This window comes from Kitasatospora sp. NE20-6, assembly GCF_045862635.1.
Genome location: NZ_BPRL01000003.1, coordinates 314,718 through 340,679, shown reverse-complemented (window position 1 = coordinate 340,679; position 25,962 = coordinate 314,718). Strand labels below are relative to the sequence as shown.

At 76.2% G+C, this 25,962-nt stretch carries 19 protein-coding genes; 9 read left to right on the top strand and 10 right to left on the bottom strand.

Annotated features, from left to right (window positions below):
- The first annotated feature begins 260 nt into the window (after positions 1-260).
- The 5 genes from SNE206_RS03795 (at position 261) to SNE206_RS03775 (ending at position 7,137) form a co-directional block, all read left to right on the top strand.
- A complete protein-coding gene (locus tag SNE206_RS03795; RefSeq protein WP_407911884.1) occupies positions 261-1,457 on the top strand; it encodes an acetyl-CoA carboxylase biotin carboxylase subunit family protein in 1,197 nt (398 codons plus the stop codon).
- Entirely contained in the window at positions 1,454-3,154 is a 1,701-nt protein-coding gene (locus tag SNE206_RS03790; RefSeq protein ID WP_407911883.1) for an IucA/IucC family protein, read from the top strand. The genes SNE206_RS03795 and SNE206_RS03790 overlap by 4 nt, the downstream gene beginning before the upstream one ends.
- Before the next feature lie 46 nt (positions 3,155-3,200).
- Positions 3,201-4,952 carry an IucA/IucC family protein gene (locus SNE206_RS03785; RefSeq protein ID WP_407911882.1) on the top strand — a complete coding sequence of 584 codons (1,752 nt, stop codon included), beginning with the start codon at positions 3,201-3,203 and terminating at the stop codon, positions 4,950-4,952.
- Entirely contained in the window at positions 4,949-6,151 is a 1,203-nt protein-coding gene (locus SNE206_RS03780; protein WP_407911881.1) for a type III PLP-dependent enzyme, read from the top strand. Before SNE206_RS03785 ends, SNE206_RS03780 begins: the two co-directional genes overlap by 4 nt.
- 176 nt (positions 6,152-6,327) lie before the next feature.
- Positions 6,328-7,137 carry an inositol monophosphatase family protein gene (locus SNE206_RS03775; RefSeq protein ID WP_407911983.1) on the top strand — a complete coding sequence of 270 codons (810 nt, stop codon included), beginning with the start codon at positions 6,328-6,330 and terminating at the stop codon, positions 7,135-7,137.
- Between the two features lie 15 nt (positions 7,138-7,152).
- Here SNE206_RS03775 and SNE206_RS03770 read toward each other — a convergent pair whose 3' ends face one another.
- Together SNE206_RS03770 and SNE206_RS03765 are read right to left on the bottom strand one after the other, a co-directional pair.
- Positions 7,153-8,616, bottom strand: a complete 1,464-nt coding sequence (locus SNE206_RS03770; protein WP_407911880.1) for a pyridoxal phosphate-dependent decarboxylase family protein — start codon at positions 8,614-8,616, stop codon at positions 7,153-7,155.
- Complete coding sequence (locus tag SNE206_RS03765) at positions 8,613-9,974, bottom strand: diaminobutyrate--2-oxoglutarate transaminase family protein (RefSeq protein WP_407911879.1); 1,362 nt, start codon at positions 9,972-9,974, stop codon at positions 8,613-8,615. Before SNE206_RS03765 ends, SNE206_RS03770 begins: the two co-directional genes overlap by 4 nt.
- A 316-nt stretch (positions 9,975-10,290) precedes the next feature.
- On the opposite strand from SNE206_RS03765, the gene SNE206_RS03760 reads away from it, so the two are divergent.
- Both SNE206_RS03760 and SNE206_RS03755 read left to right on the top strand, forming a co-directional pair.
- Positions 10,291-11,940, top strand: a complete 1,650-nt coding sequence (locus SNE206_RS03760) for a WD40 repeat domain-containing protein (protein ID WP_407911878.1) — start codon at positions 10,291-10,293, stop codon at positions 11,938-11,940.
- A gap of 43 nt (positions 11,941-11,983) precedes the next feature.
- Complete coding sequence (locus SNE206_RS03755) at positions 11,984-12,583, top strand: class I SAM-dependent methyltransferase (RefSeq protein ID WP_407911877.1); 600 nt, start codon at positions 11,984-11,986, stop codon at positions 12,581-12,583.
- Here SNE206_RS03755 and SNE206_RS03750 read toward each other — a convergent pair whose 3' ends face one another.
- Positions 12,584-13,282: a response regulator gene (locus SNE206_RS03750; RefSeq protein ID WP_407911876.1), complete on the bottom strand. Its 699-nt coding sequence runs from the start codon at positions 13,280-13,282 to the stop codon at positions 12,584-12,586.
- Complete coding sequence (locus SNE206_RS03745; RefSeq protein ID WP_407911875.1) at positions 13,279-14,904, bottom strand: ATP-binding protein; 1,626 nt, start codon at positions 14,902-14,904, stop codon at positions 13,279-13,281. The genes SNE206_RS03750 and SNE206_RS03745 overlap by 4 nt, the downstream gene beginning before the upstream one ends.
- Before the next feature lie 197 nt (positions 14,905-15,101).
- Between SNE206_RS03745 and SNE206_RS03740 the strand changes: the two genes are divergently transcribed.
- Entirely contained in the window at positions 15,102-16,475 is a 1,374-nt protein-coding gene (locus SNE206_RS03740) for a cation:dicarboxylate symporter family transporter (RefSeq protein ID WP_407911874.1), read from the top strand.
- Positions 16,476-16,620: 145 nt separating this feature from the next.
- Here SNE206_RS03740 and SNE206_RS03735 read toward each other — a convergent pair whose 3' ends face one another.
- The 6 genes from SNE206_RS03735 to SNE206_RS03710 form a co-directional block, all read right to left on the bottom strand.
- Positions 16,621-17,571, bottom strand: coding sequence for a hypothetical protein (locus SNE206_RS03735; protein WP_407911873.1), 951 nt, complete (start codon positions 17,569-17,571; stop codon positions 16,621-16,623).
- 145 nt (positions 17,572-17,716) lie between these two features.
- Positions 17,717-18,310: a GTP-binding protein gene (locus SNE206_RS03730; RefSeq protein WP_407911872.1), complete on the bottom strand. Its 594-nt coding sequence runs from the start codon at positions 18,308-18,310 to the stop codon at positions 17,717-17,719.
- A complete protein-coding gene (locus tag SNE206_RS03725) occupies positions 18,291-18,620 on the bottom strand; it encodes a DUF742 domain-containing protein (protein ID WP_407911982.1) in 330 nt (109 codons plus the stop codon). The genes SNE206_RS03730 and SNE206_RS03725 overlap by 20 nt, the downstream gene beginning before the upstream one ends.
- A 104-nt stretch (positions 18,621-18,724) precedes the next feature.
- Entirely contained in the window at positions 18,725-19,135 is a 411-nt protein-coding gene (locus SNE206_RS03720) for a roadblock/LC7 domain-containing protein (protein WP_407911871.1), read from the bottom strand.
- Positions 19,132-21,666, bottom strand: a complete 2,535-nt coding sequence (locus SNE206_RS03715) for a nitrate- and nitrite sensing domain-containing protein (protein WP_407911870.1) — start codon at positions 21,664-21,666, stop codon at positions 19,132-19,134. The genes SNE206_RS03720 and SNE206_RS03715 overlap by 4 nt, the downstream gene beginning before the upstream one ends.
- A gap of 291 nt (positions 21,667-21,957) precedes the next feature.
- Positions 21,958-22,755: an MHYT domain-containing protein gene (locus SNE206_RS03710; RefSeq protein WP_407911869.1), complete on the bottom strand. Its 798-nt coding sequence runs from the start codon at positions 22,753-22,755 to the stop codon at positions 21,958-21,960.
- Between the two features lie 375 nt (positions 22,756-23,130).
- On the opposite strand from SNE206_RS03710, the gene SNE206_RS03705 reads away from it, so the two are divergent.
- On the top strand, positions 23,131-25,917 hold the full coding sequence (locus tag SNE206_RS03705; protein WP_407911868.1) for a cellulose binding domain-containing protein: 2,787 nt from the start codon (positions 23,131-23,133) through the stop codon (positions 25,915-25,917).
- Positions 25,918-25,962: the final 45 nt, after the last annotated feature.

Sequence of the window (25,962 nt, the reverse complement as noted above, 5' to 3'; positions counted from 1 at the left end):
ATTTGACGGAATTAGGAACGCCTAACCTAATGTTCCGTTCCGTGCCCACCAGAGAACCACGTGTGACGAAACACCGCACCCCGCCACGCCCCGGCACCGCCGCGCGGTTTCCACGTCCCACCCCCGGGCACGATCGACCGCACCGGACACCCACCACCCCAACCACCCCCCGCAGCAGCCCTCCTGACCGACCCCGCACCGAGACACCGCCCGATCAGCCCCGCGCGGGCCCCTCCTGCCACCACCCCGAGGACGACGCCATGCGGCTGTACCTGCTCGCCCTGAACCCCACCGACTCGGTCACCGAGGGCTTCCTGCCCGCCGCCGCCCGCCTCGGTCTCACGGTCACCGTCCTCACCGACCACCCCGAGGCGCACCGCGCCGCCTACGCCGGCCTCCCCGCGCCCCCCGGGGTGACGGCCTGCGAGGTCCGCGACCACCGCGAGGTCGTCGCCCTGGTGTCCCGGCTCGGCGCCCCCGACGCCGTGTTCAGCAACAGCGACCACCTGCAGATCCAGACCGCCCTCACCGCCGACTACTTCGGCCTGCCCGCCAAGGACTGGCGGGCCGCCCTGCGCACGAAGAACAAGGCCGAGCTGCGCCGCCGCCTCACCGCCACCGGCCACGACACCGTCCGCGCCCTCGAACTCCCGCCCGGCCAGGACGTCGCCACGCTCGACCCGCCCTACCCCTGCGTCGTCAAGCCCCGCGAGGGCGTCGCCAGCGAGGACGTCGCCCTCGCCGCCGGCCCCGCCGAACTCGCCGCGCACGTCGCCGCGGTCCGCACCCGCCGCCCCCACGACGCCCTCGTGGTCGAGGAGTTCCTCGCCGGCGACCTCCACACCCTGGAGACGCTCGGCGACGGCACCCGCCGCCACGTGCTCGGCGGCTTCCGCACCCGGCTCTCCCCGCCGCCGCACTTCGTCGAGGAGTCGCTGGAGTTCGTCGCCGCCCACCCCCGCCCGGTGGTCGACCAGGTGCTCGCCCAGCTGGACGCCCTCGGGGTCGGACTCGGCGCCTGCCACACCGAGTTCGTCGTCCAGCCGGACGGCCGCGCCCGCATCATCGAGGTCAACTACCGCGCCATCGGCGACCAGTGCGACCTCATGCTGGCCCGCCTCCTCGGCATCCCGTACTTCGAGCACGTGCTGGCCGTCCACCTCGGGCGCCCCCTGCCCGACGACCTCGGCACCCGCACCGGACGGTACGGGCACAACCGCGCCGTCCTCGCCGACCGTGCCGGCACCCTCACCGCCGCCCCCGCCCCGCAGGAGCACGAGGCCGACGGCGTCCAGCTCGTCTACCGACCCGTCCGCGCCGTCGGCGAGCACCACGAGCACCACCGCACCAACCGCGACTACCTCGGCGTCGTCTGGGCGGTCGGCCCCGACCAGCAGGCCGTCGACCGCGCGGTCAGCCGGTTCGTCGACGCCAACCGCTGGGAGATCACCCCGTGAACGGCGTACCCCGGCCCCGGCCCGCCACCCGCCAGGAGGACCTCCTCACCCGCCGCGTCCTCGGCGCCCTGCACCGCGAGGACGTGCTCGGCCTGCGCACCCGCGCCACCCGCGAACTCCGGCCCGACGGCCCCTGGCTGCGCGGCACCCGGCTGGCCCTGCCGGTCGCCGAGGACGGCTTCCAGAGCCGCTGGACGGCCCGCCTCGCCCTCCTGGAGGTCGACGGCCGCCCCCTCACCCGCCTCGACGACGTGCTCGCCGCCGTCACCGCCCTCGCCGACCCCCTCGACCGGCACGGCCACCTGGCCTTCGCCGAGGAGTGCCGCCAGACCCTCGCCACCATGCACCTCCACGACCGCTCCGGGCCCGGCGTCCTCGCCGCCCTCGCCGACCGCCTCGGCCCGGACCCCGCCGACTGGACCGGCCCCGCCGGCGCCCTCGGCTTCGACACCCTCGCCGCCTACCTCGACCACCCCGTCTACCCCGCCGCCCGCGGCCGCGCCGGCCTCGACGACGACCAGCTCCGCGCCTACGCGCCGGAGTTCCACCCCGCCTTCGAACTGCGCTGGCTCGTCCTGCCGGAGCACGCCCTCACCGTGCACGGCACCGGACCGCTGCCCGCCTGGTGGCCCACCCCCGCCGACCTCGGACTCACCGGCCGCGGCCTGACCGTGCCCGTCCACCCGCTCACCGCCGCACCGGACCTCGCCGCCCGGGTGCCCGGCGCCCACCTCGCCGAACGGCCCTACCTGACCGTCCGGCCCACCCTGTCGATGCGCACCGTCGCCGTCGTCCAGGACCCCTCCAGCCACCTCAAACTCCCCCTCGCCACCGCCACGCTGGGCCTGCGGAACCGGCGCACCATCAAGCCCGGCAGCCTCGTCGACGGAGCCGCGGGCCAGCGGCTGCTCGCCGCCGTCACCGCCCGCGAACCCCGCTTCGCCGGCGCCGTCCTGCACGCCGACGAACAGTGCTGGGCCCACGCCGGCGACGAACTCGTCGCCGTGCTGCTCCGCCGCCAGCCCCCCGGACTCGACGACGCCGTGACCGTGCCGCTCGCCGCGCTGCTCGCCCCCGCCCCCGGCGGCCGCACCGTCGTCGACCACCTCGCCGACCGCTTCCACGACGGCGACCCGCTCCGCCTCTACGACGACCTGCTCCGCCTGCTGCTGGACTGGCACACCACGCTGTTCTCCTACGGCATCGCCCTGGAGGCCCACCAGCAGAACACCTCCCTCGTGCTCGACCGGCCCGGCGGCCGCACCCGGCTGCGGCTGCTCCTCAAGGACGACGACGGCCCGCGCATCAACACCACCCGACTGGGCGAACTGGCTCCGTACGGGGAGGAGTTCGACGACGCGCGGATACCCGGAACGGACGACCGGCCGGTCGTCGACCTGTTCGCCACGATCACCGGGCACCTCTGCGCCGGAGCCCTCGCCTTCGGCCTCGCCGACCTCGGCCGCGCCCCCCTCGACCGCACCCTCGGCCTGCTCCGCCACCGCCTCGGCGAGGCCCTCGACCGGCTCGGCGACGCCGGCGCACCGCTGCGCGCCGCCCTCCTCGACGCCGACGAACTGCCCGTGAAGGCCATGGTCACCGCCGGCACCCTGCTCAGCAAGGAACGCTCCGGCGCCGCCGACATCAACAAGCACTACACCACCGGGCCCAACTACCTGCGGTCCGCGCCCAGGTGAGCGCCCCGACCGGCACGCCCGGCCCACACCCGCGATGGAGTGACGCATGACCCCACGGCTCGACACCCGCCACACCTGCGCCCCCGCCGGGCTGCCCACCGCCGACGACGCGGTCGCCCACACCCTCCTCAACTGCCTGCTCCGCGAGGTCTCCGCGCCCGAACACCAGACCGCCGTGATCGACGACCACCTGATCGTCCGGCTGCCCCGGCGCGGCACCCTGCTGCGGGTCGCCCTGCGCCGCACCTCGCTCTCCGGCGCGCACCGCTTCACCGGCCCCGTCCTCGCCCAGTCCGCCGACGGGCCGCACGCCCTCGGCTGGCGCGAACTCGCCGAGCACGTCCAGGCCGAGCTCGCCGGCCGCGGCGGCACCGCCAACGACGAGTTCCTCACCCAGCTCGCCTCCAGCCACGCCGGGGTGTCCGCCGCCCTGGCCGGCCGGCCGGAACCCGGCGCCGACCGGTACGTGGAGTCCGAGCAGGCCCTGCTCCTCGGCCACCGCTTCCACCCCGCCCCCAAGGCCCGCTCCGTCGACCGCTCCGGCCCGCCAACCCCGTGGTCCGCGTACGCGCCCGAGGCGCGCGCCGCCTTCCGGCTGCGCCACCTCGCCGTCCGCGGCGCCCTGATCGCCGAGGACGCCGCCGACCCCGGCGCACCCGCCCTGCTCGACGGCCTGCGCGCCGAACTCCCCGACGGCTACCGCCTGCTGCCCGCCCACCCCTGGCAGTACGCGCTGCTGCGCGACCACCCGCTGCTGACCGCCGCCCTCGCCCGCGGCGACGTCGTCGACCTCGGCCCCGGCGGCACCCCCTTCACCGCCACCGCGTCCGTCCGCACGCTCTACGGCGCCGACGCGTTCCTCAAGTTCAGCCTCAACGTGCGGATCACCAACTGCCTGCGCAAGAACGCCGCGTACGAGCTGGCCGGCGCCGTCGCCCTCACCCGGCTGCTCGCCGGACCGTTCGCCGACCTCGCCCGGCGCTTCCCCGACGCCGCCGTGCTCCGCGAACCCGCCTTCCGCACCCTCGCCCTGCCCGGCCCGGACGGCCGCCCCAACACCGCGCTCTACGAGGGCTTCGGCCTGATCGTCCGCGAGGGCCTCGCCGGCGCCGTCCGGCCCGGCCTCACCCCGCTGCTGGCCGCCGCCGTCGCCGACGAGTACCCCACCAGCTCCGCGCAGATCGCCGCCCTCCTCGACGACGCGGGCCCGGCCGCCGCCCGCGACTGGTGGGCCCGCTACCTGCGCCTGGTCGTCCCTCCCGTGCTCGCCGCCTACCTCGACCACGGCATCGTGCTGGAACCCCACCTGCAGAACGTCCTCGTGTGCGTCGACGCCGACGGCCGCCCGGCCCAGGTGCTCTTCCGCGACCTCGAAGGCACCAAACTGCTGCCCGGCCACCACGCCGACGCGCTCGCCGCCCTGCCGCCCGACGTCGCGGGGCCGATGACCTACGACGCCGACCGCGGCTGGGACCGCGTGGTCTACTGCCTCGTCGTCAACCACCTCTCCGAGCTGCTCGCCGCGCTCGCCGACCTCGCCCCGGCCGCCCACGCCGCCCGGCACGAGGCCGCCCTCTGGGGCGAACTCCGCACCGTCCTCGCCGAGTACGCCGAGGCGAACGGCCGCCCGGACCGGCTCACCGCCCTGCTGGACGGCGCCCCGCTGCCCGCCAAGGCCAACCTGCTGACCCGGTGGGAGCGCCGCCCCGACCGCGAGGCCGGGTACGTCCGGCTGCCGTCGCCGCTCGCCCCGGACCTCCTCGCCGAGGCGGCCCGCAGCGGGGCCGGTGCCCGGTGACCGCCTCCCCCGGGGCGCTCGTCGCCCGGCACGTCGACACCCTGCCCCCCGACGCGCTGCCCGCCTACCTCTACGACCTGCCGGCGCTCCGCGCCCACGCCGCCGCCGTCCGGGCCGCACTGCCGGACCGCGTCGAGCTGTACTACGCAGCCAAGGCCAACCCCGAGCCCGCCCTGCTGACCGCGCTGCGCCCGTTCGTCGACGGCTACGAGGTCGCCTCCGGCGGCGAGCTGGCCCACGTCGCGGCCGCCGTACCCGGCGCGCGCACCGCGTTCGGCGGGCCGGGCAAGACACCGGCCGAGATCACCGCCGGACTCGCCGCCGGAGTGCACCGGTGGCACGTCGAGAGCCTGCACGAACTGCGGCAACTCATCGCCCTCGGCGTGCCGGTGGACGTCCTGCTGCGCGCCAACCTGCCGGTGGACGGCGGCGGACTCGACGGGGTGGCACTCGCCATGGGCGGCCGGCCCAGCCCGTTCGGCATGGACCCGGACGACGTGCACCGCGGCCTGCGGCTGCTCGCCGGACGGGACGCCCGCCACCTGCGGCTGCGCGGCATCCACGCCCACCTGGCCAGCGGCCTCGACGCCGACGGCCAACTCGCCCTCGCCGGGGCCATCGCGGGCCATGCCGTCGCCCTGGGCCTCGGCGAGGCCAACATCGGCGGCGGCATGGCCGTCGACTACGCGGACCCCGACGCCCGCTTCGACTGGGCGGCCTTCGGCACCGGCCTGGAGAAGCTCCTCGACCGTCACCCGGGGCTGCGCCTGCGGATCGAGCCCGGCCGCTCGCTGACCGCCTACTGCGGCTGGTACGCCACCGAGGTGCTCGACCTCAAGCGCAGCCACGGCGAGGACTTCGCCGTCGTCCGCGGCGGCACCCACCACCTGCGCACGCCCGCCACCCGCGGGCACGCGCAGCCGTTCGCCGTCCGCCCGTCCGCGCACTGGCCCCACCCGTGGGAACGGCCTGCCGCGGCCGGGCCGGAGGTCACCCTCGCGGGGCAGCTCTGCACCCCGAAGGACGTGCTCGCCGGACGGGCGGCGGCCCCCGGGCTGCGGGCGGGCGACCGGGTGGTCTTCGCGATGGCCGGCGCCTACGCGTGGAACATCTCGCACCATGACTTCCTGATGCACCCCCGGCCGGGCTTCCACGTCCTGGACGCACCCGACGGGGCACCGGACCGGGGCCGCCCCTGACCGGCCCGGCCGGCCGCCGCCCGGCGAACGGGCGACCGGACGACCGGGCGCGGCGGTCCGGCCGGCGGGCCACGGCCGCCCCGGGGCGCGCCCGTGTCCGCCGGCCGGACCGCCGCAGGTCCCCGCACCCCGGGCATGCGAGAGTGGTACCCGGCGAAGGGAGCGGTCGGGTGCTGATGGAGAAGGTGGCGGAGATCCTCGCCGAGGCGTCGGCCGAGGTGGTCGAGCCCCGGTTCCGGGCCCTGGCCGCGGGCGAGGTGATCGAGAAGGCGCCCGGCGAGATCGTGACCGTCGCCGACCGCGAGGCCGAGGTGATCATCACGCGGCGCCTGCAGGAGCTGCTGCCGGTGCCGGTGGTCGGCGAGGAGGCGGTGGCCGCCGACCCGTCACTCGCCCTGGCCCTCGGCACGGAGCCCGCCGTGTGGCTGGTCGACCCGGTCGACGGCACCTCCAACTTCGTCGCCGGCCGCCCCGACTTCGCGGTGATGGCCTCGCTCGTCCGGACCGGGCGCACCGTGGCCTCCTGGATCTACCAGCCCGTCAGCGGCGTCTCCTACACGGCCGAGCTCGGGTCGGGCGCCTGGCGGGACGGCCACCGGCTCGTCCGGGAGCCCGCGGGCGACGACCCGGAGAAGTGGCGGGGCTCGGTGAAGAGCCGCTACGTCGAACCGGCCCTCCACCATCAGCTGCAGAGCAACGCACGGGCGTTCGGCCCGATCACCCCCGGCCTCCGCTCGGCCGGCATGGAGTATCCGCAGCTGGCCGAGGGCGGCCACGAGTTCATCCTCTACTGGCGCACCCTGCCGTGGGACCACGCCCCCGGCTCGCTGCTGGTGACCGAGGCCGGCGGCGTCTCCGCCCGCCTCGACGGCAGCGCCTACCGGCCGGAGCCGCCCGGCTGCGAGGACGGCCTGCTCGTCGCCTGCGACCCGGCGGTGTGGGAGCGCACCCGGGAGATCCTGCTCGACCTGGCCTTCGAGGACTGACGCGCCCCGGCCCGGTCAGTCGGGCCGGGCCTCCGCGCGGCGGCCCGCGGCGACGACGGCTCCGAGCAGCCGGCCGACCTCGTCCGGGGTGGTGTGCGGGTTCAGCAGGGTCAGTTTGAGGCGTACCCGGCCCGGTCCGGTGCCCGGCAGTTCGGTGCGCCCGACCACCGCCGTGCCGGCGGCGAGCAGGTCGCGGCGCAGCACGGCGTTGACCCGGTCGGCCGCGGCGGGGTCCGCGGCGGCGGGCCGGTAGCGGAACACCACGGTGGTGAGCACCGGTGGCGTGTGCAGTTCCAGGGCGGGCTCGGCCCGGACGGCGTCGGCGGCGTCGGCGGCCAGCCGGTGGCAGGCGTCGACGAGCGCACCGAGGCCGGCCCGGCCGAGCGTGGCCAGGGTGACGGCGAGCTTGAAGGCGTCCGGCCGGCGGGTGGTGCGCAGGGAGAGCCCGAGCAGGCTCGGGTAGCCGGCCTCCTCGTCGTCGGCCGGGTTGAGGTAGGCGGCGCGCCGGGTGAGCGAGGCGTACGTCTCGGCGCGGCGCACCAGGAAGACCCCGGCGGCGGCGGGTTGCCAGCCGAGCTTGTGGAAGTCGAGCGCGACGGAGTCGGCGCGCCCGATGCCGTCGAGGAGCGGTGCGAGGCGGTCGGAGAGCAGGGCGCCGCCCCCGTAGGCGGCGTCGACGTGCAGCCAGGCGCCGTACTGCGCGGCGAGGTCGGCGGCCCGGTGCAGCGGGTCGATCGCGCCGGTGTCGGTGGTGCCGGCGGTGGCGACGACGGCGATCGGGGTGGCGCCGTCGCGTACGGCCCGGGCGAGGGTGGTGGCCAGCGCGTCGCCGTCCATGCGGAGGGTGCGGTCGACGGGCACGGTGAGGACGGCGCGTTCGCCGAGGCCGAGCAGGGCCGCGGCGCGCTGCACGGAGAAGTGCGCGGCCTCGGAGGCGACGATGCGGGGCGCGCGGCCGGCGGGCAGGCCGTGGAGTTCGACGCCGCCGCCGAGCACCCGGTCGCGGGCGAGCATGAGGCCCATCAGGTTGGACTCGGTGCCGCCGCCGGTGAACACCCCGGCGGCCTGCCCCGGCAGGTGGCCGACGAGCGCGGCGAGTTCGGCGAGGAGGGCGGTCTCCAGGGCGGTGGCGGCGGGGGCCTGGTCCCAGGAGTCCTGGGAGGGGTTGAGGGCGCTGACGGCGAGGTCGGCGGCGACGGCCACGGCCAGGGGCGGGGCGTGCAGGTGGGCGGCGCAGCCGGGGTCGGCGGGGTCGGCGGCGCCGTGGGCGAGGAGTTCGGTGAGGCGGTCCAGGGCGTCCCGGCCGGGGCCGGCGAGGGCCGCCCGGACCTGCCCGTCGAGGTCGCGGGGCCGGACGGCCGGGACGGGCCCGGCGCGGCGGGCCGCCCCGGCGGCGAGTGCGTCCAGCACCCGGGCGAGCAGCGGGCGGAGCGCACCGGGCCCGGCGGTGCCGCCCGAGAGTGCCGGGGGCAGGGTCATGCCGAGGCCCGGGAGGCCGCCTCGACGGCGTCGGCGAGCCGGTCGAGCACGGCCTCGGCCTGTTCGTCGGTGATGGTGAGCGGCGGCAGGAGGCGGAGCACCGCGTCGTGGCGGCCGCCGAGTTCGACGATCAGGCCGCGCTGCAGGCACGCCTCGCGGACGCGGACGGCGAGGTGCGGGTCGGCCGGGAGGGCGCCGCAGCTGTCGGGGGTGCCGGCCGGGTCGACGAGTTCGACGCCGAGCATCAGGCCGCGCCCGCGGACGTCGCCGACGACGGGCAGCCTGCTCTGCAGCCCGGCGAGCCGGGCGGCCATCCGGGCGCCGACCTGCCGGGAGCGCTCGACGAGGCCGTGCGCGGCGACGTACCGCAGGGTGGCGGCGCCGGCGGCCATGGCGAGGGTGTTGCCGCGGAAGGTGCCGGTGTGCGCACCGGGCTGCCAGCCGTCGTACTCCTCGCGGTAGACGACGGCGGCGAGCGGGAGGCTGCCGCCGATGGCCTTGGACATCACGATCGCGTCGGGCACGATGCCGCTGTGCTCGACGGCCCACATCGCGCCGGTGCGGCCGACGCCGGTCTGCACCTCGTCGACGATCAGCGGGATGCCGCGCTCCGCGGTGATCCGGCGCATGGTGCGCAGCCAGTCGTCGGGGGCGGGCACGACGCCGCCCTCGCCCTGCACGGCTTCGAGGATCATCGCGGCGGGCGCCGTGACGCCGCCCGCCGGGTCGTCGAGGAGCCGTTCGGTGTAGGCGGCGGAGAGTGCGGCGCTGCGGTCGCCGCCGAGCCCGAACGGGCAGCGGTACGGGTACGGGTAGGGCAGCCGGGTGACCTCGCCGCCGCTCGGCAGCGGCGCCTTGGCGGCGACCGAGCCGGTGACGGCCAGCGCCCCGGCGGTCATGCCGTGGTAGGCGCCGGTGAAGGCGAGGGCGCCGCGGCGGCCGGTGGCGGTCTGCATGAGCTTGAGCGCGGCCTCGACCGCGTCGGTGCCGGCCGGGCCGCAGAAGTGGATGCGGGCGCGGGCGGCGAACGCGGGCGGCAGCGTCTCGAAGAGAGCGGTGGTGAAGTCGTCCTTCTCGGCGGTGGCGAGGTCGAGGAGGTGGAGCGGGGCGCCGCCGTCGAGGGTGCGGCGGATCGCCTCCAGCACGGTGGGGTGGTTGTGGCCGAGGACGAGCGTGCCGGCGCCGGAGAGGCAGTCGAGGTAGCGCCGGCCGTCGGCCCCCTCCACGGTCATGCCGTGCGCGCGGACCGGCACGATCGGGAAGGATCGCGCGTACGTGCGGGCGGAGGACTCACGGATGCGCTGGCGGCGCAGGATGGCGTCACCGGCCGTGGCGGCGGTGTCGACGGCAGGACTCACGGACGGCTTCCCCTCGCGAAGTCAGGCAAACCTGACTTTATCGGCAGGAGTCCGCCCACCGCCGACCGACCGGCCGGCGTCCACCCGTGGGGTGCGGCTCCGCCCTGCCTCAACGAGCCGGGTGCCGCAAGGTCACGGCCGCACGGCGGTGCACACCGCACGGGAGCTCCCCGACTGCCCGCCTGCCGAGCACGGAAGCGGCCGCCGCGCCAGGCCCGCACCCGGAGCCTGGCCGGAAGTGCCTTAGGAGCCGCGGCCGTTCGGCCGACCTGGTTCACTGGCCTTCCTGGCATCTCGGGGAGGGCGGTCGGCACCCATGGCGTGGTTCGGTGGCAAGAAGGAGCGCAGGGCACTGGAGGAGGCCTGGGGCGGCGGCGCGGCGGGCCGCGCCCTCGCCGGTCTCCGCCCGCAGGCACAGGTCACGCTGATCACCGCCCTCCCGCCGGAGACGGACCTCCTGGCGGACACGCTCGCGGAGGAGTGGCGGGCGGCCGACCACGGCTGGGCCCTCCTCGACCACCTGAAGGCACTGGAGGCCGAGGGACTCGTCCGCGCGACCGAACCGCTCGACGGCACCCGGCGTGTCACCGTCCCGCAGGAACTGCACGACCTCATCGCCTCCCGCACGCCGGAGGCCGAGACCCGTGCCTGGCACGGCAGGCTCCTGGACACCGCACGCGGCCTGCTCCCGCCCGGCGGCTCGTGGTGGGACCTGCCGCCCCACGCCGACCACTGGTGGCGGCACCTGCCCTGGCACCTCCTGCGGTCCGACGGGGAGGAGGCGACGGCCGCTCTGGTGGGCGACCCCCGGTGGCAGGTCGCCAAGCTGCTGCGCAGCGGACCGGACGCGCTGGCCGCCGACCTCGACCTGGTCGCCGCACCCGCGGTGGTCCTGGCCCGGCAGGTCGTCGAGGAGCACGCCGACCGGCTCGACCGGCTCGACTGCGAGGATCCGGACGAACGCGCCGAACGCCTGCTGGCCGCCCTCGCCGAGGTCGGGCAGCTCCGGCCGCAGGCCGAGGCGTGCCGCTCCGAACGGCAGGCGGCCGCGCTCCGGCGGGCGCCGGTCGACGCCTCGACCGCGCTGGTCGCGTCCTTCCCCCTCACCCCGCGCTCCGACGGGTTCGCGCTCGCCCCCGACGGCAGCTGGCTGGCCTCCGTCGCCTGGGACGGCCACCTGCGCATCCTCGACGTCGACGACGGGTCGGTCCGCCGGATCGGCCCCCTGGAGGGCCTCACCAACCGCTGCGCGGTCCTCGGCGACGGATCGGCCGCCGTCACCGGCGAACACGGCCTCCTCCACGTGTGGCACCCCGTGGACGGCAGCCTGCTGTCGTCCGTCGCACTGACCGGCATGCTCGGCCTGCCGACCGACCCGGAGGACTTCGCCTCCTCCCCCGACGGCCGGCACCTCGTCGTCACCGGCACGGTCGGCACGGTCGACCTCGCCGCCCCGTACACCGGGCGGACCGCCGCCTTCCCGCTCCCGGACGGACCGCGGCCCCGCGTGACCGCCACCGCCATCACCCCCGACGGCTCGGCCCTCGCCCTCGGCGACGAGGACGGCGGCGTCACGCTCCGGACCTTCGGCGGCGCCGAACTGCTGGGGGAGATCCCCGCCCACGGACGGAGGGTCGTGCGGATCGCCGTCGGTCCCGGCACGGCCTGGCTGGCCGTCACCGACACGGAGCGCACCCGGGTGCTGGCGTTCCCCGACGGCCGGGAGCTGCTGACCCTCGACACCCGCTACCCCGTCGCGGTGTGCGGCGGCGGCCGGTGGCTGGCCGTCGCCGGCGCACCGTCCGTGCGGATCCACGACACCGCCGACTGGGCCCTGCTGGGCGCCTTCCCCGCGGGCCGGGAGGACGTCATCCGCCTCGCGGTCACCCCGGACGGCCACCATCTGGCGACGCAGGACCGCCGCGGCCCGATCCGGGTCTGGGACACCCGACGGCTCGTCCGCTGACGCCGCGCAGGGCCTGCGCGGAGGCCGGGCCTATGCTGCCCCCATGGCCGACGACCGGGCGGAGCGGGCCCGCACACAGGAGTTCTTCGGGGCACGCGCGGCGGGATGGGACGCGAAGTTCCCCGACGACGGGCCGCGGTACGCCGCCGCGATCGCCGAGGTGTCGCCCGGCCCCGGCGGGTTCGTCGTCGACGCCGGCTGCGGCACCGGCCGGGCCCTGCCGCTGCTGCGGGCCGCGGTCGGCCCGTCCGGCACCGTGCTCGGCGTCGACCTCACCCCGGAGATGCTCGCGCAGGCGGCCGCGCACCGCGCCGAGGCCGCCCTGTTGCTGGCCGACTGCGCCCGGCTGCCGCTGCGGGACGGCGTCGCCGACCTGGTGTTCGGCGCCGGACTGATCTCCCACCTGCCCGGCCCGGCGGAGGGCCTGCGCGAACTCGCCCGCGTGACGCGGCCCGGCGGCGTCCTCGCGCTCTACCACCCGATCGGGCGGGCCGCCCTCGCCGCGCGGCACGGCCGGCGGATCACCCCGGACGACCTGCGGGCCGAGCCCAGCCTCCGTCCGCTGCTGGCGGCTTCGGGCTGGCGGCTGACCGCGTACACCGACACCGACGAGCGGTTCCTCGCGGTGGCCGTCCGCGGCTGATCACGTCCGCCAGCGGTAGCACAGCTCCGGCCGGCCGACCTGGCCGTACTGCGGCTCACGGACGGCGAGACCGGTGTCGACCAGGTGTTCCAGGTAGCGGCGGGCGGTGATCCGGGACACCCCGGCGGCGCTGCCCGCCGCCGCGGCCGACAGGCCCGCGCCGGAGCCGCGCAGCACCCCGGCGAGGGTCTCCAGGGTGGGCGCGCTCAGCCCCTTCGGCAGGGAGCTGCGGTCGGGGGTGCGCAGCAGGGCGAACGCCTGGTCGACCTCGTCCTGGCCGGTGGCCTCGCCCGGGCGTCCGAGGGAGTCGCGGTAGCGGGCGTACCGCTCCAGGCGGTCGCGCAGGGCCGCCCCGCCGAACGGCTTGAGCAGGTACTGGACGACGCCCGCCGACACCGCCCGCCGGACGGTGGCGAGTTCGCGGGCGGAGGTGACGGCGATGACGTCGGCGGTGTGCCCGGCCGCCCGCAGGGTGCGGCACAGCTGCAGCCCGTGGCCGTCCGGGAGGTGCAGGTCGAGCAGCACGAGGTCGACGGGCGTGCCGGCGGTCCGGGCCGGTTCCAGCACCCGGAGTGCCCCGGCGCAGCTGTGCGCGGTGCCGGCGAGCCGGAAGCCGGGGGTGCGGGAGACGTGGAGGCCGTGGGCGGCGGCGGCCACCGGGTCGTCCTCGACGACGAGCACGGAGATGACGGCGGTCATCGGACGGCCTCCCGCGCCAGGGGCAGCCGGACGGTGAGGACGGCGCCGTGCTCGCGGGCGACCTCGACGGTGCCGCCGTTGCGGCGGACGGTCTGGGCGACCAGCGCGAGCCCGAGGCCGCGGCCGTGCTGTTTGGTCGTCCAGCCGCGGCGGAAGACCTCGCCGACGGCGTCCTCGTCGATGCCGGCGCCCGAGTCGGCGACGCGGAGCAGGAGTTCGCCGTCGGTGACGCGGGCGGTGACGGCGACACGAGGCGGCTCGGCCCGGGCGGCGGCGTTCTCCACGGCGGCGTCGACGGCGTTGTCGATGAGGTTGCCGAGCACGGTGACGAGGTCGCGCGGGGCGAGGCCGCTCGGCAGCACCCCGTCGTCGATCCGGCTGTCGGGGGCGAGTTCGAGGTCGACGCCGCGTTCCGCGGCCTGCGCGGCCTTGCCCAGGAGGAGGGCGGCGAGCACGGGTTCGCCGACGGCGGCGACCACCTGGTCGGTGAGGCGCTGGGCGAGGGCGAGTTCGGCGGTGGCGAACTCCACGGCCTCGTGGTGGCGGCCGAGTTCGATGAGGGAGACGACGGCGTGCAGCCGGTTGGCCGCCTCGTGCGCCTGGGCGGCGAGGGCGTCGGCGAAGCCGCGTACGGTGTCCAGCTCCCCGGTGAGGGACTGGAGTTCGGTGTGGTCGCGCAGGGTGACGACACTGCCGAGGCCGGTGCCGATCGGCGAGGTGTTGAGCACCACCACGCGCTCCGCGGTGAGGTGCACCTCGTCGTGGGCGGGCTGCGCGCCGAGCACCGTCCGGACGAGCGACTCCGGCAGGCCCAGCTCCTCGAACGGCCTGCCCTCCACCGCGCCGCGCAGGCCGAGGAGTTCGCGGGCGGCGTCGTTGCAGAGCACCACCCGGTGGGCCCGGTCGAGGAGCACCAGGCCCTCGCGGACGGAGTGGAGGGTGGCCTGGTGGTAGTCGTACAGGTGGCTGAGCTCGGCCGCGCCCATGCCGTGGGTGTGGCGGCGCAGGCGGGCGTTGGCGAGATAGGTGCCGGCACCGCCGAGGGCCAGGGCGGCGGCCGCGACACCGGTGAGGGCGAGGAGCGGGCCGCGCAGGCCGGCGCTGATGGAGTCGAGGGTGATGCCGGCGCTGACGAGGCCGACGATCCGGCCGTCGTCGCCGACGACGGGGGTGACGACGCGGACGGACGGGCCGAGGGTGCCGGTGTAGGTCTCGTCGTCGGTGTGCCCGGCGAGGGCCCGGTCGATGTGGCCGAGGAAGGGGCGGCCGATCTGGGCGGGGTCGCGGTGGGCCCAGCGGATGCCGTGGGTGTCCATGACGGTGACGAAGTCGACCCCGGTGTCGGCCCGGACCTGCTCGGCGTACGGCTGGAGCACCGCGGTCGGGTCCGGCCCGGTGGCCGCCGTACGGACGCCGGGGGCGTCGGCGACCGCGCGGGCGGCCGCGGTGACCTGGCGGACCGCGGCGTCGTGGCTGCGCTGCTCGGTGAAGAGGTAGGCGAGCACGGCGCCACCGGCGACCACGGCGGCGACGATGACGACCTGCACCGCGAAGAGCTGGCCGGCCAGGCTGCGCAGCGGCCGGCGCGCGGGGCGGCGGGGACGGTCCGGGCGGCTGGTCATACCGGACAGTGTGCCTGGTGCCGCCGGGGGTGCCCCCGGCCGTGCGGTGAACTCTATGAACGCAAACGTGACGGCCGTCACGCGCGGCGCCGATAGTCGGAGCGGCCCTCCCCCCGGGGCCGTCGGGAGCAGCAGGGCGGTGCCGGGACCACGGCGGCCCGGCCGGCCCGTCAGGGACAGCAGGGCGAAGGAGCCGCATGATGTCGAGCGCAGCAGAGGTCAGGGCCGGCGGCCGGGACCGGACCCGCTACCTCTACCCGGCGGTGGTCGCCGCGGTGGTGGCGGGGATCGTGGTCGGTCTGGCGGCGCCGGGTGTCGCGGTGGAGCTGAAGCCGATCGGAACGGGCTTCGTCAACCTCATCAAGATGATGATCAGCCCGGTGATCTTCTGCACCATCGTGCTCGGCATCGGCTCGGTCACCAGGGCTGCGAAGGTCGGCCGGGTCGGCGGCCTCGCCCTCGGCTACTTCCTCGCGATGTCGACCGTCGCCCTCGGCATCGGCCTGCTGGTCGGCAACCTGATCGAGCCCGGCGCCGGACTGCACCTCACCGGCGCCCTGGCGAAGTCGGGGCACGCCCAGGCCGCGGCGGGCGAGGCCACCGGCACCGCCGACTTCCTGCTCGGCATCGTCCCCACCACGCTGTTCTCCGCGCTCACCGAGGGCAAGGTGCTGCAGACCCTGCTGGTGGCGCTGCTCGCGGGCTTCGCCCTGCAGGCGATGGGTGCGGCCGGCGCCCCGGTGCTGCGCGGTGTCGAGCACCTGCAGAAGCTGGTCTTCCGGATCATGGCGATGATCATGTGGCTGGCGCCGGTCGGGGCGTTCGGCGCCATCGCCGCCGTGGTCGGCGCCACCGGCACGGCCGCCCTGAAGAGCCTCGCCATGATCATGGCCGGCTTCTACCTCACCTGCGCGCTGTTCGTCGCCGTGGTCCTCGGCCTGCTGCTGCGGCTGGCCGCCGGCGTCAGCATCTTCGCCCTGCTGCGCTACCTCGGCCGGGAGTTCCTGCTGATCCTCTCCACGTCCTCCTCGGAGAGCGCGCTGCCCCGGCTGATCGCCAAGATGGAGCACCTCGGCGTCAGCCGCCCGGTCGTCGGCATCACCGTGCCGACCGGCTACAGCTTCAACCTCGACGGCACCGCGATCTACCTCACCATGGCCTCGATCTTCATCTCCGAGGCACTCGACAAGCCGATGCCGCTCGGCCAGCAGCTCTCCCTGCTGGTCTTCATGGTGATCGCCAGCAAGGGCGCCGCCGGGGTCACCGGCGCCGGCCTGGCCACCCTGGCCGGCGGGCTGCAGTCGCACCGGCCCGAACTCGTCGACGGCGTGGGCCTGATCGTCGGCATCGACCGCTTCATGTCGGAGGCCCGCGCGCTCACCAACTTCGCCGGCAACGCCGTCGCCACCGTGCTGATCGGCCACTGGACGGGCGAACTCGACCGCGACCGCCTCACCCGGGTCCTGGCCGGCGGCCTGCCCTTCGACGAGACCACCCTGGTCGACACCCACGCCGGCACCGCCGTGCCGCCGCAGCCGGACGCGCCCGCCGCCGAACGCACCAGCGCCTGACCGCCCCGCACCCGCTCGCACACCCGACCCCGCACCCGATCCGCACGCGCGGACCCCACACCCGACCCCGCACGCGCGGACCCCCGTCCCGCCCAGGCCACCGGCCCGGCGCCGCACCTCCCCCGGCAGCGGCACCGGGCCGGTCTCACGCCTCCGACGTGCCGCTGACCGCCCAGGCCAGGCCGGTCGCCGGATCCTCCAGGGCGACGTGCAGGTACCAGAGCTCGTCCTCCGGGTCGGCCCAGGCGAGGCAGCGCAGCCGGGCCACCAGGGCGTTCACCTCGGCCACCGCCGGCCGGCTCGCACCGGTCATCGCGCCGAGCAGCCGCCACACCGCGAGGCGCCCGTGCGCGCTGCCCAGCCCGGGCAGTCCGGACCCGGCCTGGACGAGCGCCGGGTACACCGCCCCGAACGGCAGGTGCCCGGCGACGGCGCTGCGCTGCGGGGCGAGCTGGGCCGCGGCGTCCGGTGCGGTGCCGCGCACGCAGACCGCCTGCAGCCAGGGGGCGAGCCCCGCGAACAGCCGGGTGGCGGCCAGCCCCGGCACCCGCCCGCCGGACTCCGGCAGGTCGAGCGGGCCGAGGTCCTCGCGGGTGGCGGGCAGCGCGAGCAGGGCGCGCCGGGCACCACCGTCCGGCAGGTAGTCGCGGACCCGGGCGGCCGCCTCCCAGCCCGCCTCCTCCCACGACTGCAGGGTGAGCGGCACGTCCTCCGGATCGGGCTCGGCCCGGCCGGCGAGGTTCTCGCCGAGCAGGGCCCGGGTGTGGGCGACGAGCCGGCGCACCGGCGCCGGTTCGAGCAGCGGGGCCAGCCGCTGCCAGGAGTGCCGGGTGGCGAGCACCTCCCAGAGCGGGCCGGCGTCGTGGTCGGTCTCGTCGGCGGCGGTGCCCGGGCCGCCGTCGTGGTCGAAGAGCCGGGCGGCGAGCTGCGGCGGCGCCCCGTACGCGAGCAGGTGGCCGGACGGGCCGGCCGCGCCGCCGGGCCGGCCGTGCGCCGCGACGGCGGCCGCGCGGGCCCGTCGGAAGTGGCCGAGCAGCTCCGGCCAGCGGCCGTCGGCCGCCAGTGCGCTCGCCTCGCGCCCCTCGTACGTGATCATCTCGCCAATGTACGTCCGGGGTCGCGGCAGGGACTGACACGTCGTCAGCGGCATGCGTGTCGGACCGCCGTCCGGGGTTCACCGCGCCGGACGGCGGTCCGTCACCGGGCCCGCGGGCGGCGGGTGTCCGCGGGCAGGCCGACGGTCAGCGGCGGGTGTCCGCGAGCAGCCGGGCGGCGTGCACCCGGCCGGCGTGTTCGACGAGGTTGACGAGCACGTCCTTGCCGGAGGCGCGGCGCCGGGCGTCGCACACCACCACGGGGGTGCCGCCGTCGAGGTCGAGGGCGCGCGCGACCTCCTCGGGGCGGAAGTCCCGGGTGCCGGCGAAGCGGTTCACCGCGACGACGAACGGGATGCCGCGGTGCTCGAAGAAGTCGACCGCCGGGAAGCAGTCGGTGAGCCGCCGCGTGTCGGCCAGCACCACCGCCCCGAGCGCGCCCTGCGCCAGCTCGTCCCAGAGGAACCAGAAGCGGTCCTGGCCGGGCGTGCCGAAGAGGTACACCGACAGCCCCTCGCGGATGGTGATCCGGCCGAAGTCCATGGCGACCGTCGTCGTGGTCTTCTGCTCGACACCGCCGAGGTCGTCGACGCCCCGGCCGGCCGCCGTCAGCCGCTCCTCGGTGCGCAGCGGGCGGATCTCGCTGACCGAGCCGACGAGCGTGGTCTTGCCGACGCCGAAGCCACCGGCGACGAGGATCTTCAGGGCGAGCACCGAACCGTCAGAGGGCACGGAGTCCATCGATGACCTCCTGGAGGATGTGCACGTCGGGGAGCAGGGCGGGCGGTACGGGTCGGCCGACGCGGATGTACCCGGCGTCGAGGAGGTCGCCGAGCAGCACCCGCACCACGCCGAGCGGCAGGTCGACGCCGGCGGCGATCTCGGCGACGGAGAGCGCCTCCGCCCGGCACAGGCCGAGGATGACGGCCTGTTCGGGCCCGACGGGCGGGTCCTCGCCCTCCGGCACGTCCGCGGTGATCTGCGCGATCAGGTCGAAGCCGGCGCCGGCCGGCCGGGTGCGGCCGCGGGTCATCGCGTACGGGCGGACCATCGGCCCGGCCGCGTCGTCGAACCACTGCACGGGCGCCTCCGGCAGCGGAGGGCTGCCGGACGGGCCGGCGGGCCCGTGGCGCGGGGGCGGGTACGGCACCGGGCTCACCGTCCGGCCGTGCTGCGCGGCGGCGCGTACAGGTGCTCGCCGACCCGCCGCACGAGGCGGGCCATCTCGTAGGCGATCAGGCCGAGGTCGGCGTCGGCGGTGGAGAACACCGCCAGGCAGGTGCCCTCGCCGGCCGCCGCGACGCACAGGAAGCCGTGCTCCAGCTCGACCATCGTCTGCCGCACCTCGCCGGCCTCGAAGTGGCGCCCGGCGCCCTTGGCGAGGCTGTGGAAGCCGGAGGCGACCGCCGCGAGGTGCTCGCCGTCCTCGCGGCCGAGGCCGGCCGAGGTGCCCATGGCGAGGCCGTCGGCGGACAGCATCACGGCGAATCTCACCTGGGGCACCCGCGCGACCAGTTCGTCGAGCAGCCAGTTGAGCTCTCCCGCGTGGTGCGTGGTACCGATCATCGGTGCTCTCCTCCGGTGGGGTTCGGGCGGGCGGACTGCTCGGCGGCGCCCCGCGCCCAGCCGCTCCGGAACGCCGACATCGCGGCGCGGGCCTCCTCCGGGTCGCGGCCGACGGGCTGCGCCGGATCCCGGCGCGGGCGCGGCTTCGGTTTCGGCGGCGCCTCCCGCAGCTGCGGCACGAGGCTGGCCTGCCGTACGCGGCGCGGCAGCGCGTCGTCGGCGGCGCCCGCCACGGGGACGCCCGGCGCCGCCGCCGGGGCGGACCTCGGAGCGGCCACGGACCTCGGAGCGGGGGCGACGGCGGGCGGGGCGGCAGCCTGCGGCGGCGAGGGCACCGCGGCCAGCGGCGTGCGGACCGCCGACCCGTCCGGTGCGGCCGCACGGCGCGCGGACCCGGCCGGCCGCTCGGTCCGGCCGCCCGCGGCCCGGAACGGCGTCGGGCGCAGCACGCCCGGGTCGGCGCCGAGCGCCCCGAACGGGGCCGCGGTGGGCAGCGGGCGGGGCATCGGCACAGCCGCCACCGGCGGCCGGGCCGGCGCCGCCGGCACGCTCCCGGCGGCGGTCCCCGTCTCCTCCGCAACAGCCGCCGCAGGCACCGCCGCGGGGGCCGCGGGGGCCGCGGGGGCCGTCACCAGGTCGGACCCGGTCCCGGACCCGGTGGCTTCGAGCAGCGCGGTCGGCAGCAGCACCACGGCCGTCGTGCCGCCGTACGCGGACGGGCGCAGCGCCACCCTGACCTCGTGCCGGCGGGCCAGCCGGCTGACGACGAACAGGCCGAGCCGGTCGCTGTCGAAGAGGTCGACCTGTTCGGAGGCGGCGATCCGCCGGTTGGCGTCGGCGAGTGCCTCCGGGCCCATGCCGAGGCCGCGGTCCTCGATCTCCAGCGCGTAGCCGTTGCCGACCTGTTCGCCGCGGATGTGCACCCTGGTGTGCGGCGGGGAGAAGCCGGTGGCGTTCTCGACGAGTTCGGCGACGAGGTGGGTGAGGTCGGCGACGGCGGGGCCGGAGACCGCGGCGGGCGGCAGCCGGTGCACCTCGACCCGGGCGTACTCCTCGACCTCGGCGACCGCCGCGCGGACGACGTCCATCAGCGGTACGGGCCGCCGCCAGGCCCGGCCGGGGGCGGCGCCGGAGAGGATGATCAGGCCCTCGGCGTGCCGCCGCATCCGGGTGGTGAGGTGGTCGAGGCGGAAGAGGTCGGCGAGCTCGGCCGGGTCCTCGGTGCGGCGCTCCATGGCGTCCAGCAGGGTCAGCTGGCGGTGCACCAGCACCTGGCTGCGCCGGGCGAGGTTGACGAAGACGCCGGACACCCCGGAGAGCACCTCGGCGCGCTCCACCGCCGCGGTGACGGCGGCGCGCTGCACCCGGGCCAGCGCGCCGTGCACCTGGCCGATCTCGTCGTCGCCGGAGGGCGGCAGCGGGGCCTCGACGGCGACGTCGATCTCCTCGCCGGCCCGGAGCCGTCGCATGGTGGCGGGCAGGGTGCGTCCGGCGAGTTCGAGGGCGGAGTTGCGCAGGCCGATCAGCTCGGTGACGAGGCCGCGGCCGATCCGCACGGAGATGAGCAGCGAGGCGATCACCGCGGCCAGGCCGAGCAGCACGGCGAGTCCTGCGGGGGTGAACAGTCCGAGCGCGTACGGGGCGGAGCGGGCGGTGGCGGCGTTGCCGGCGGCCCGTTCGACGGCGGCGAGGTCGCGGGCGGTGGCGTCGGCGAGGTCGGCCCAGCGTTCGGCGGACGCGGCGCGGACGGCGGCCCCGCCGTCGGGGGCGTCGCGGACGGCGTCCTCGATGCGGGCGAGCTCGCGGTGGTCGGCGCCGCCGGTGACGGCGAGCAGCGCGGACCGGTCGGCCGGGCGGAGGTCGCGGGAGGCCGCCTGCGCGAAGAGGCGGCGGGCGTACACGGCGGCGCCGAACTCGCGGAGCTGGGCGTCGTCGAGGCGGCCGGCGGCCTGGCCGGCGCGGAGCAGGGCGTCCTCGCGGGCGAGGAGTTCGCGGGCCCGGGCGAACTCCAGCAGCACGCGGGCGTCGGAGGCGACCCGGTGGTCCTGCAGGGCGGTGACGGAGCCGGTGACGTCGAGGGCGCGGTCGACGGCCGCGGTGTACGCGGTGTACGTCTCGGGCCAGCCCGCCTGGTGCCGGAGCACCCGGGCCCGCAGGGCGGGGAGGGCGGCGACGGCGGCGGTGAGCTCGTCGACCCGGCCCGCGGTCCCGGGGCCGAGGCCGAGGGCGTCGGCCCGGTTGTAGCCGTCGGCGAGGCGCAGCGGGGCGACGGCCCGGTCGGTCGCGGTGCCCGCGTCGCGCAGGGCGCCGTCGCGGCCGTCGCCGTCGCCGGCGAGCAGCCGGCCGGCGGCGGTGCGCTCGGCCTGCAGGGCGGAGACGGTGGCGGAGACCGGGTCGAGGAGTGCGCCGGAGACCGTCTTGAGCTGCAGGGTGTCCCACACCGACCGGGCGGTGGTGACGGTGGCGAACGCCCAGAGCGCCATCACGGAGACCACGGGCACCATGAGCAGGGCGACGATCCGGGCCCGCACGGTGCGGGGGCGCAGCGAGGGCCGTCCGGTGCGGGGGGCGGGGGGGCGGGGGCGCGGGCTGTTCGTCGCGGGCGTGCGCCCCGCGGTGCCGGCCGGCCGGGTGGCCCGGTCGGCGCGGTCCGCGCCCGGTGCTGCCGGGGCCGGCCGTCGGCGCGGTGCGCGGGGTGCCGCGGCGTACTCGCATGGGTGGGTCCTTTCGGCCGCGTCGGGCCGGGTCGTCGTCGGGGCGGGTGCGGGCCGGCCGCCGGTGCCGGGCGGCCGGGTGGTGTCCGGGCCCGGGGCGGCGGACGGTCAGGCCGCGCGGTCGAGTTCGGCGGGGGCGAGGTCCTCGATGGCGAGTTCGCCGGCCTCGCGGTAGGCCGCGCGTTCCTGCGCGGTGGGGGAGAGCGCGACGAACGCGGAGGTGAGGAAGAGGAACGAGCCGAGGCCCACCGCGAGCGGGAAGACGAACTGCATCGGGGTGGCGCCGCCCAGGTCGGTGCGGGCGGGGTCGAGGTGCACGTGCACCGCGGCCATGCCGGTGTAGTGCATGCAGCTGACGGCGACGCCCATGACGAGGGCGGCCCCGGCGGCGGCGACGACGTTGCGGATGGTGACGGCGGCCCAGAGGGCGGCGGTGGCCGCACCGACCCCGATGGCGACGGACAGCGCCACGGTGGCGGGTGCGTAGTCGATGGCGCCGTGCAGCCGGACGGCGGCCATGCCGATGTAGTGCATGGCGGCGACGCCGATGCCGGTGGTGAGGCCGCCGGCGAGCAGGCTGCGTCCGCGGTGGCGGCCGTAGCCGACGGCGAAGACGCCGAGGCCGACGACGACCACGGCGACCAGCAGGCTGAGCACGGTGAGCGCCACGTCGTAGCGGAGTTCGGTGCCGTCGATGGTGAAGCCGAACATCGCGACGAAGTGCATCGTCCAGATGCCGGAGCCGATCGCGGCGGCGGCGGTGAGCAGCCAGTTGCGGCGTGCGCGGCCGGTCGCGGAGAGCGCCCTGAGGGTGCAGCGCAGGCCGAGCGCCGCGCCGGTGCAGGCGAGGAGGTACGAGAGTGCGGGTGTGGGCCAGCCGAAGCTGAGGTGGTGCAGGGTTCCCATCGGTGCCTCCGGCGGGCGTGACCTGGCGGTCGGTCATATGCCTTTCGCATGTGCGAAGGGGCTCACGGATGCGGAGGACGCTACCCAGCGTCCACCCGTGGTCACGAGAAGATGTGAAAAGCTGCCCGGGCGGCCTCGGTGGTGTGCTCGAATGGGCGGGCCCCGTGTGCCCGCACGGGCTGACTGCCTGTCATGACCGGTTACGGACAGGCCCGGTCCGCTCCCTTCTGCCGGTCCCGGCCCGCCGTTAGGGTCACGCCCGACGGCCCGCACGACGCGCCCCACCCGTTGCGCGGGGGCACCCCTCCCCACGGTCGCGTCGACCGTGGTGGCCCTTCTCCCACCACGCGGGCCCGTGAAGGAGTCCGTTCCCCCATGCCTCCTCTCCTGACCCGTCCCCGGACGGCCGTCACGGCGCTGGCGGTGAGCTGCGGCCTGGCGGTGTCGTGGCTGACCGGCCTGCACAGCACCGCGACCGCCGCGACCGAGGCCACCTCCGACACGTACACCTGGAGCAACGCCAGGGTGGACGGCGGCGGCTTCGTGCCCGGCATCGTCTTCAACCAGACCGAGAAGGACCTGGTCTACGCCCGCACCGACATCGGCGGCGCCTACCGGCAGGACCCGGCCACCAAGAAGTGGATCCCGCTGCTCGACTCGGTCGGCTGGAACGACTGGAACCTCACCGGTGTCGCCTCGCTCGCCACCGACCCGGTGCAGACCAACCGGGTGTACGTCGCCGCGGGCAACTACACCAACAGCTGGGATCCGAACAACGGCGCCATCCTGCGCTCCACCGACAAGGGCAAGACCTGGGCCCGCACCACCCTGCCGTTCAAGGTCGGCGGCAACATGCCGGGCCGCGGCATGGGCGAGCGCCTCGCGGTCGACCCGAACAACGACAAGATCGTCTACTTCGGCGCCGCCGAGGGCAACGGCCTGTGGAAGTCCGTCGACTACGGCGTCACCTGGGCGAAGGTCAGCAGCTTCACCAACGTCGGCAACTACCAGGCCGACCCGACGGACACCAGCGGCTACCTGAGCTCCAACCCGGGCGTGCTCTGGGTGACGTTCGACAAGGCGAGCGCCGCCGCCGGCGCCACCACCCAGACGATCTACGTCGGCGTCGCCGACAAGGACAACAACGTCTACCGCTCCACCGACGGCGGCACCACCTGGACCCGCCTCGCCGGCCAGCCCACCGGGTTCCTGCCGCACAAGGGCGTCCTCGACGGCACCAACGGCTACCTCTACCTGGCCACCAGCGACACCGGCGGCCCGTACGACGGCGGCAAGGGCGACGTCTGGCGCTACGACACCAAGGCCGGCACCTGGCTGCAGATCAGCCCGCTCAAGTCGTCCGACTCCGGCGCGTACTTCGGCTACAGCGGCCTGACGATCGACCGCCAGCACCCGAACGTCGTCATGGTCACGGGCTACAGCTCCTGGTGGCCGGACACCCAGATCTACCGCTCCACCGACTTCGGCGCGACGTTCAAGCCGATCTGGGAGTACAACGGCTACCCGAACCGGGTCGACCACTACACCATGGACGTCTCCACCTCGCCGTGGCTGACCTGGGGCGCCTACCCCTCGCCGCCGGAGGAGACCCCGAAGCTCGGCTGGATGACGGAGTCGCTGGAGATCGACCCGTTCAACTCCGACCGCATGATGTACGGCACCGGCGCGACGCTGTACGGCAGCAGCAACCTGACCGCCTGGGACGCCGGCACCAAGATCACCATCAAGCCGATGGTGGAGGGCCTGGAGGAGACCGCCGTCCTGGACCTGGCCAGCCCGCCGACCGGGGCCCCGCTGCTCAGCGCGCTCGGTGACATCGGGGGCTTCCGCCACACCTCGCTGACCACCACCCCGGCGATGATGTTCACCTCGCCGAACCACAGCAGCACCACCAGCCTCGACTACGCCGAGACCAACGGCAACGTCGTCGTCCGGGTCGGCAACACGCCCAGCGGCTCGACCGACAAGCACATCGCCTTCTCCAACGACAACGGCGCCAACTGGTACGCGGCGAGCAGCGAGCCGGCCGGCATCACCGCCGGCGGCACCGTGGCGATCTCCGCGGACGGCACCCGCATCGTGTGGTCGCCGGAGGGCGCCTCCCCCGTCACCGGCACCTTCGGCGGCGGCTCCTGGGCCACCGCGAGCGGCCTGCCGGCCGGCGCGACCGTGGAGTCGGACCGGGTCAACGCCAAGAAGTTCTACGCCTACGCGGCCGGTTCCTTCTACGTCTCCACCGACGGCGGCGTGACCTTCACCAAGACCGCGGCCACCAGCCTCCCGGCCAAGGGCAACGTCCGCTTCAAGGCGCTGACCACCACCGAGGGCGACGTCTGGCTCGCCGGCGGCGCCGACGACGCCACCTACGGCCTGTGGCACTCCACCAACTCCGGCGCGTCCTTCACCCGCCTCGCGGGCGTCGACAAGGCCGACAGCATCGGCTTCGGCAAGGCCGCCACCGGCACCGCCTACCCGGCGCTGTACAGCAGCGCCCAGATCGGCGGCGTCCGCGGCATCTACCGCTCCGACAACGCCGGGGCGAGCTGGGTCCGCATCAACGACGACAACCACCAGTGGGGCTGGACCGGCGCCGCGATCACCGGCGACCCGCGGGTCTACGGCCGGGTGTACGTCTCCACCAACGGCCGCGGCATCATCGTCGGCGACACCTCGGCCGTGACCACGGTCTCGCCGTCGCCGTCCGCCTCGGCCTCCGCGTCGTCCTCCCCGTCACCGTCGGCGTCCGCCTCGCCCTCCGCGTCCGCCTCGCCGTCGTCCTCGCCCTCGTCCTCGCCGTCCTCCAGCCCGACCGCGGGCACCGGCTGCGAGGTCACGTACGCCGTGAGCAGCCAGTGGGGCGGCGGCTTCGGCGCCAACGTCACCGTCAGGAACACCGGCACCACGGCGGTCAACGGCTGGACGCTGAAGTGGGCGTTCGCCAACGGCCAGACCGTCGGCTCGCTCTGGAACGGCAGCTGGACCCAGAGCGGCGCCAGCGTCACCGTCACCAGCCTGAGCTACAACGGCGCGCTCGCCGCGAACGGCGGCAGCACGTCCTTCGGGTTCAACGGCACGTGGACCGGCAGCAACACCAACCCGGCCGCGTTCACCCTCAACGGAGCCTCCTGCACCGTGAAGTGACCGTCCGGCGGACGGAACGGGCCGGCGGGGACGGGGCGGCAGCAG

Coding starts and splice junctions, on each gene's coding strand:
- SNE206_RS03795 (WP_407911884.1), top strand. CDS start 261: ATGCGGCTGTACCTGCTCGCCCTGAACCCCACCGACTCGGTCACCGAG.
- SNE206_RS03785 (WP_407911882.1), top strand. CDS start 3,201: ATGACCCCACGGCTCGACACCCGCCACACCTGCGCCCCCGCCGGGCTG.
- SNE206_RS03775 (WP_407911983.1), top strand. CDS start 6,328: ATGGAGAAGGTGGCGGAGATCCTCGCCGAGGCGTCGGCCGAGGTGGTC.
- SNE206_RS03770 (WP_407911880.1), bottom strand. CDS start 8,616: ATGACCCTGCCCCCGGCACTCTCGGGCGGCACCGCCGGGCCCGGTGCG.
- SNE206_RS03760 (WP_407911878.1), top strand. CDS start 10,291: ATGGCGTGGTTCGGTGGCAAGAAGGAGCGCAGGGCACTGGAGGAGGCC.
- SNE206_RS03755 (WP_407911877.1), top strand. CDS start 11,984: ATGGCCGACGACCGGGCGGAGCGGGCCCGCACACAGGAGTTCTTCGGG.
- SNE206_RS03750 (WP_407911876.1), bottom strand. CDS start 13,282: ATGACCGCCGTCATCTCCGTGCTCGTCGTCGAGGACGACCCGGTGGCC.
- SNE206_RS03745 (WP_407911875.1), bottom strand. CDS start 14,904: ATGACCAGCCGCCCGGACCGTCCCCGCCGCCCCGCGCGCCGGCCGCTG.
- SNE206_RS03740 (WP_407911874.1), top strand. CDS start 15,102: ATGATGTCGAGCGCAGCAGAGGTCAGGGCCGGCGGCCGGGACCGGACC.
- SNE206_RS03735 (WP_407911873.1), bottom strand. CDS start 17,571: ATGATCACGTACGAGGGGCGCGAGGCGAGCGCACTGGCGGCCGACGGC.
- SNE206_RS03730 (WP_407911872.1), bottom strand. CDS start 18,310: ATGGACTCCGTGCCCTCTGACGGTTCGGTGCTCGCCCTGAAGATCCTC.
- SNE206_RS03725 (WP_407911982.1), bottom strand. CDS start 18,620: ATGGTCCGCCCGTACGCGATGACCCGCGGCCGCACCCGGCCGGCCGGC.
- SNE206_RS03720 (WP_407911871.1), bottom strand. CDS start 19,135: ATGATCGGTACCACGCACCACGCGGGAGAGCTCAACTGGCTGCTCGAC.
- SNE206_RS03710 (WP_407911869.1), bottom strand. CDS start 22,755: ATGGGAACCCTGCACCACCTCAGCTTCGGCTGGCCCACACCCGCACTC.
- SNE206_RS03705 (WP_407911868.1), top strand. CDS start 23,131: ATGCCTCCTCTCCTGACCCGTCCCCGGACGGCCGTCACGGCGCTGGCG.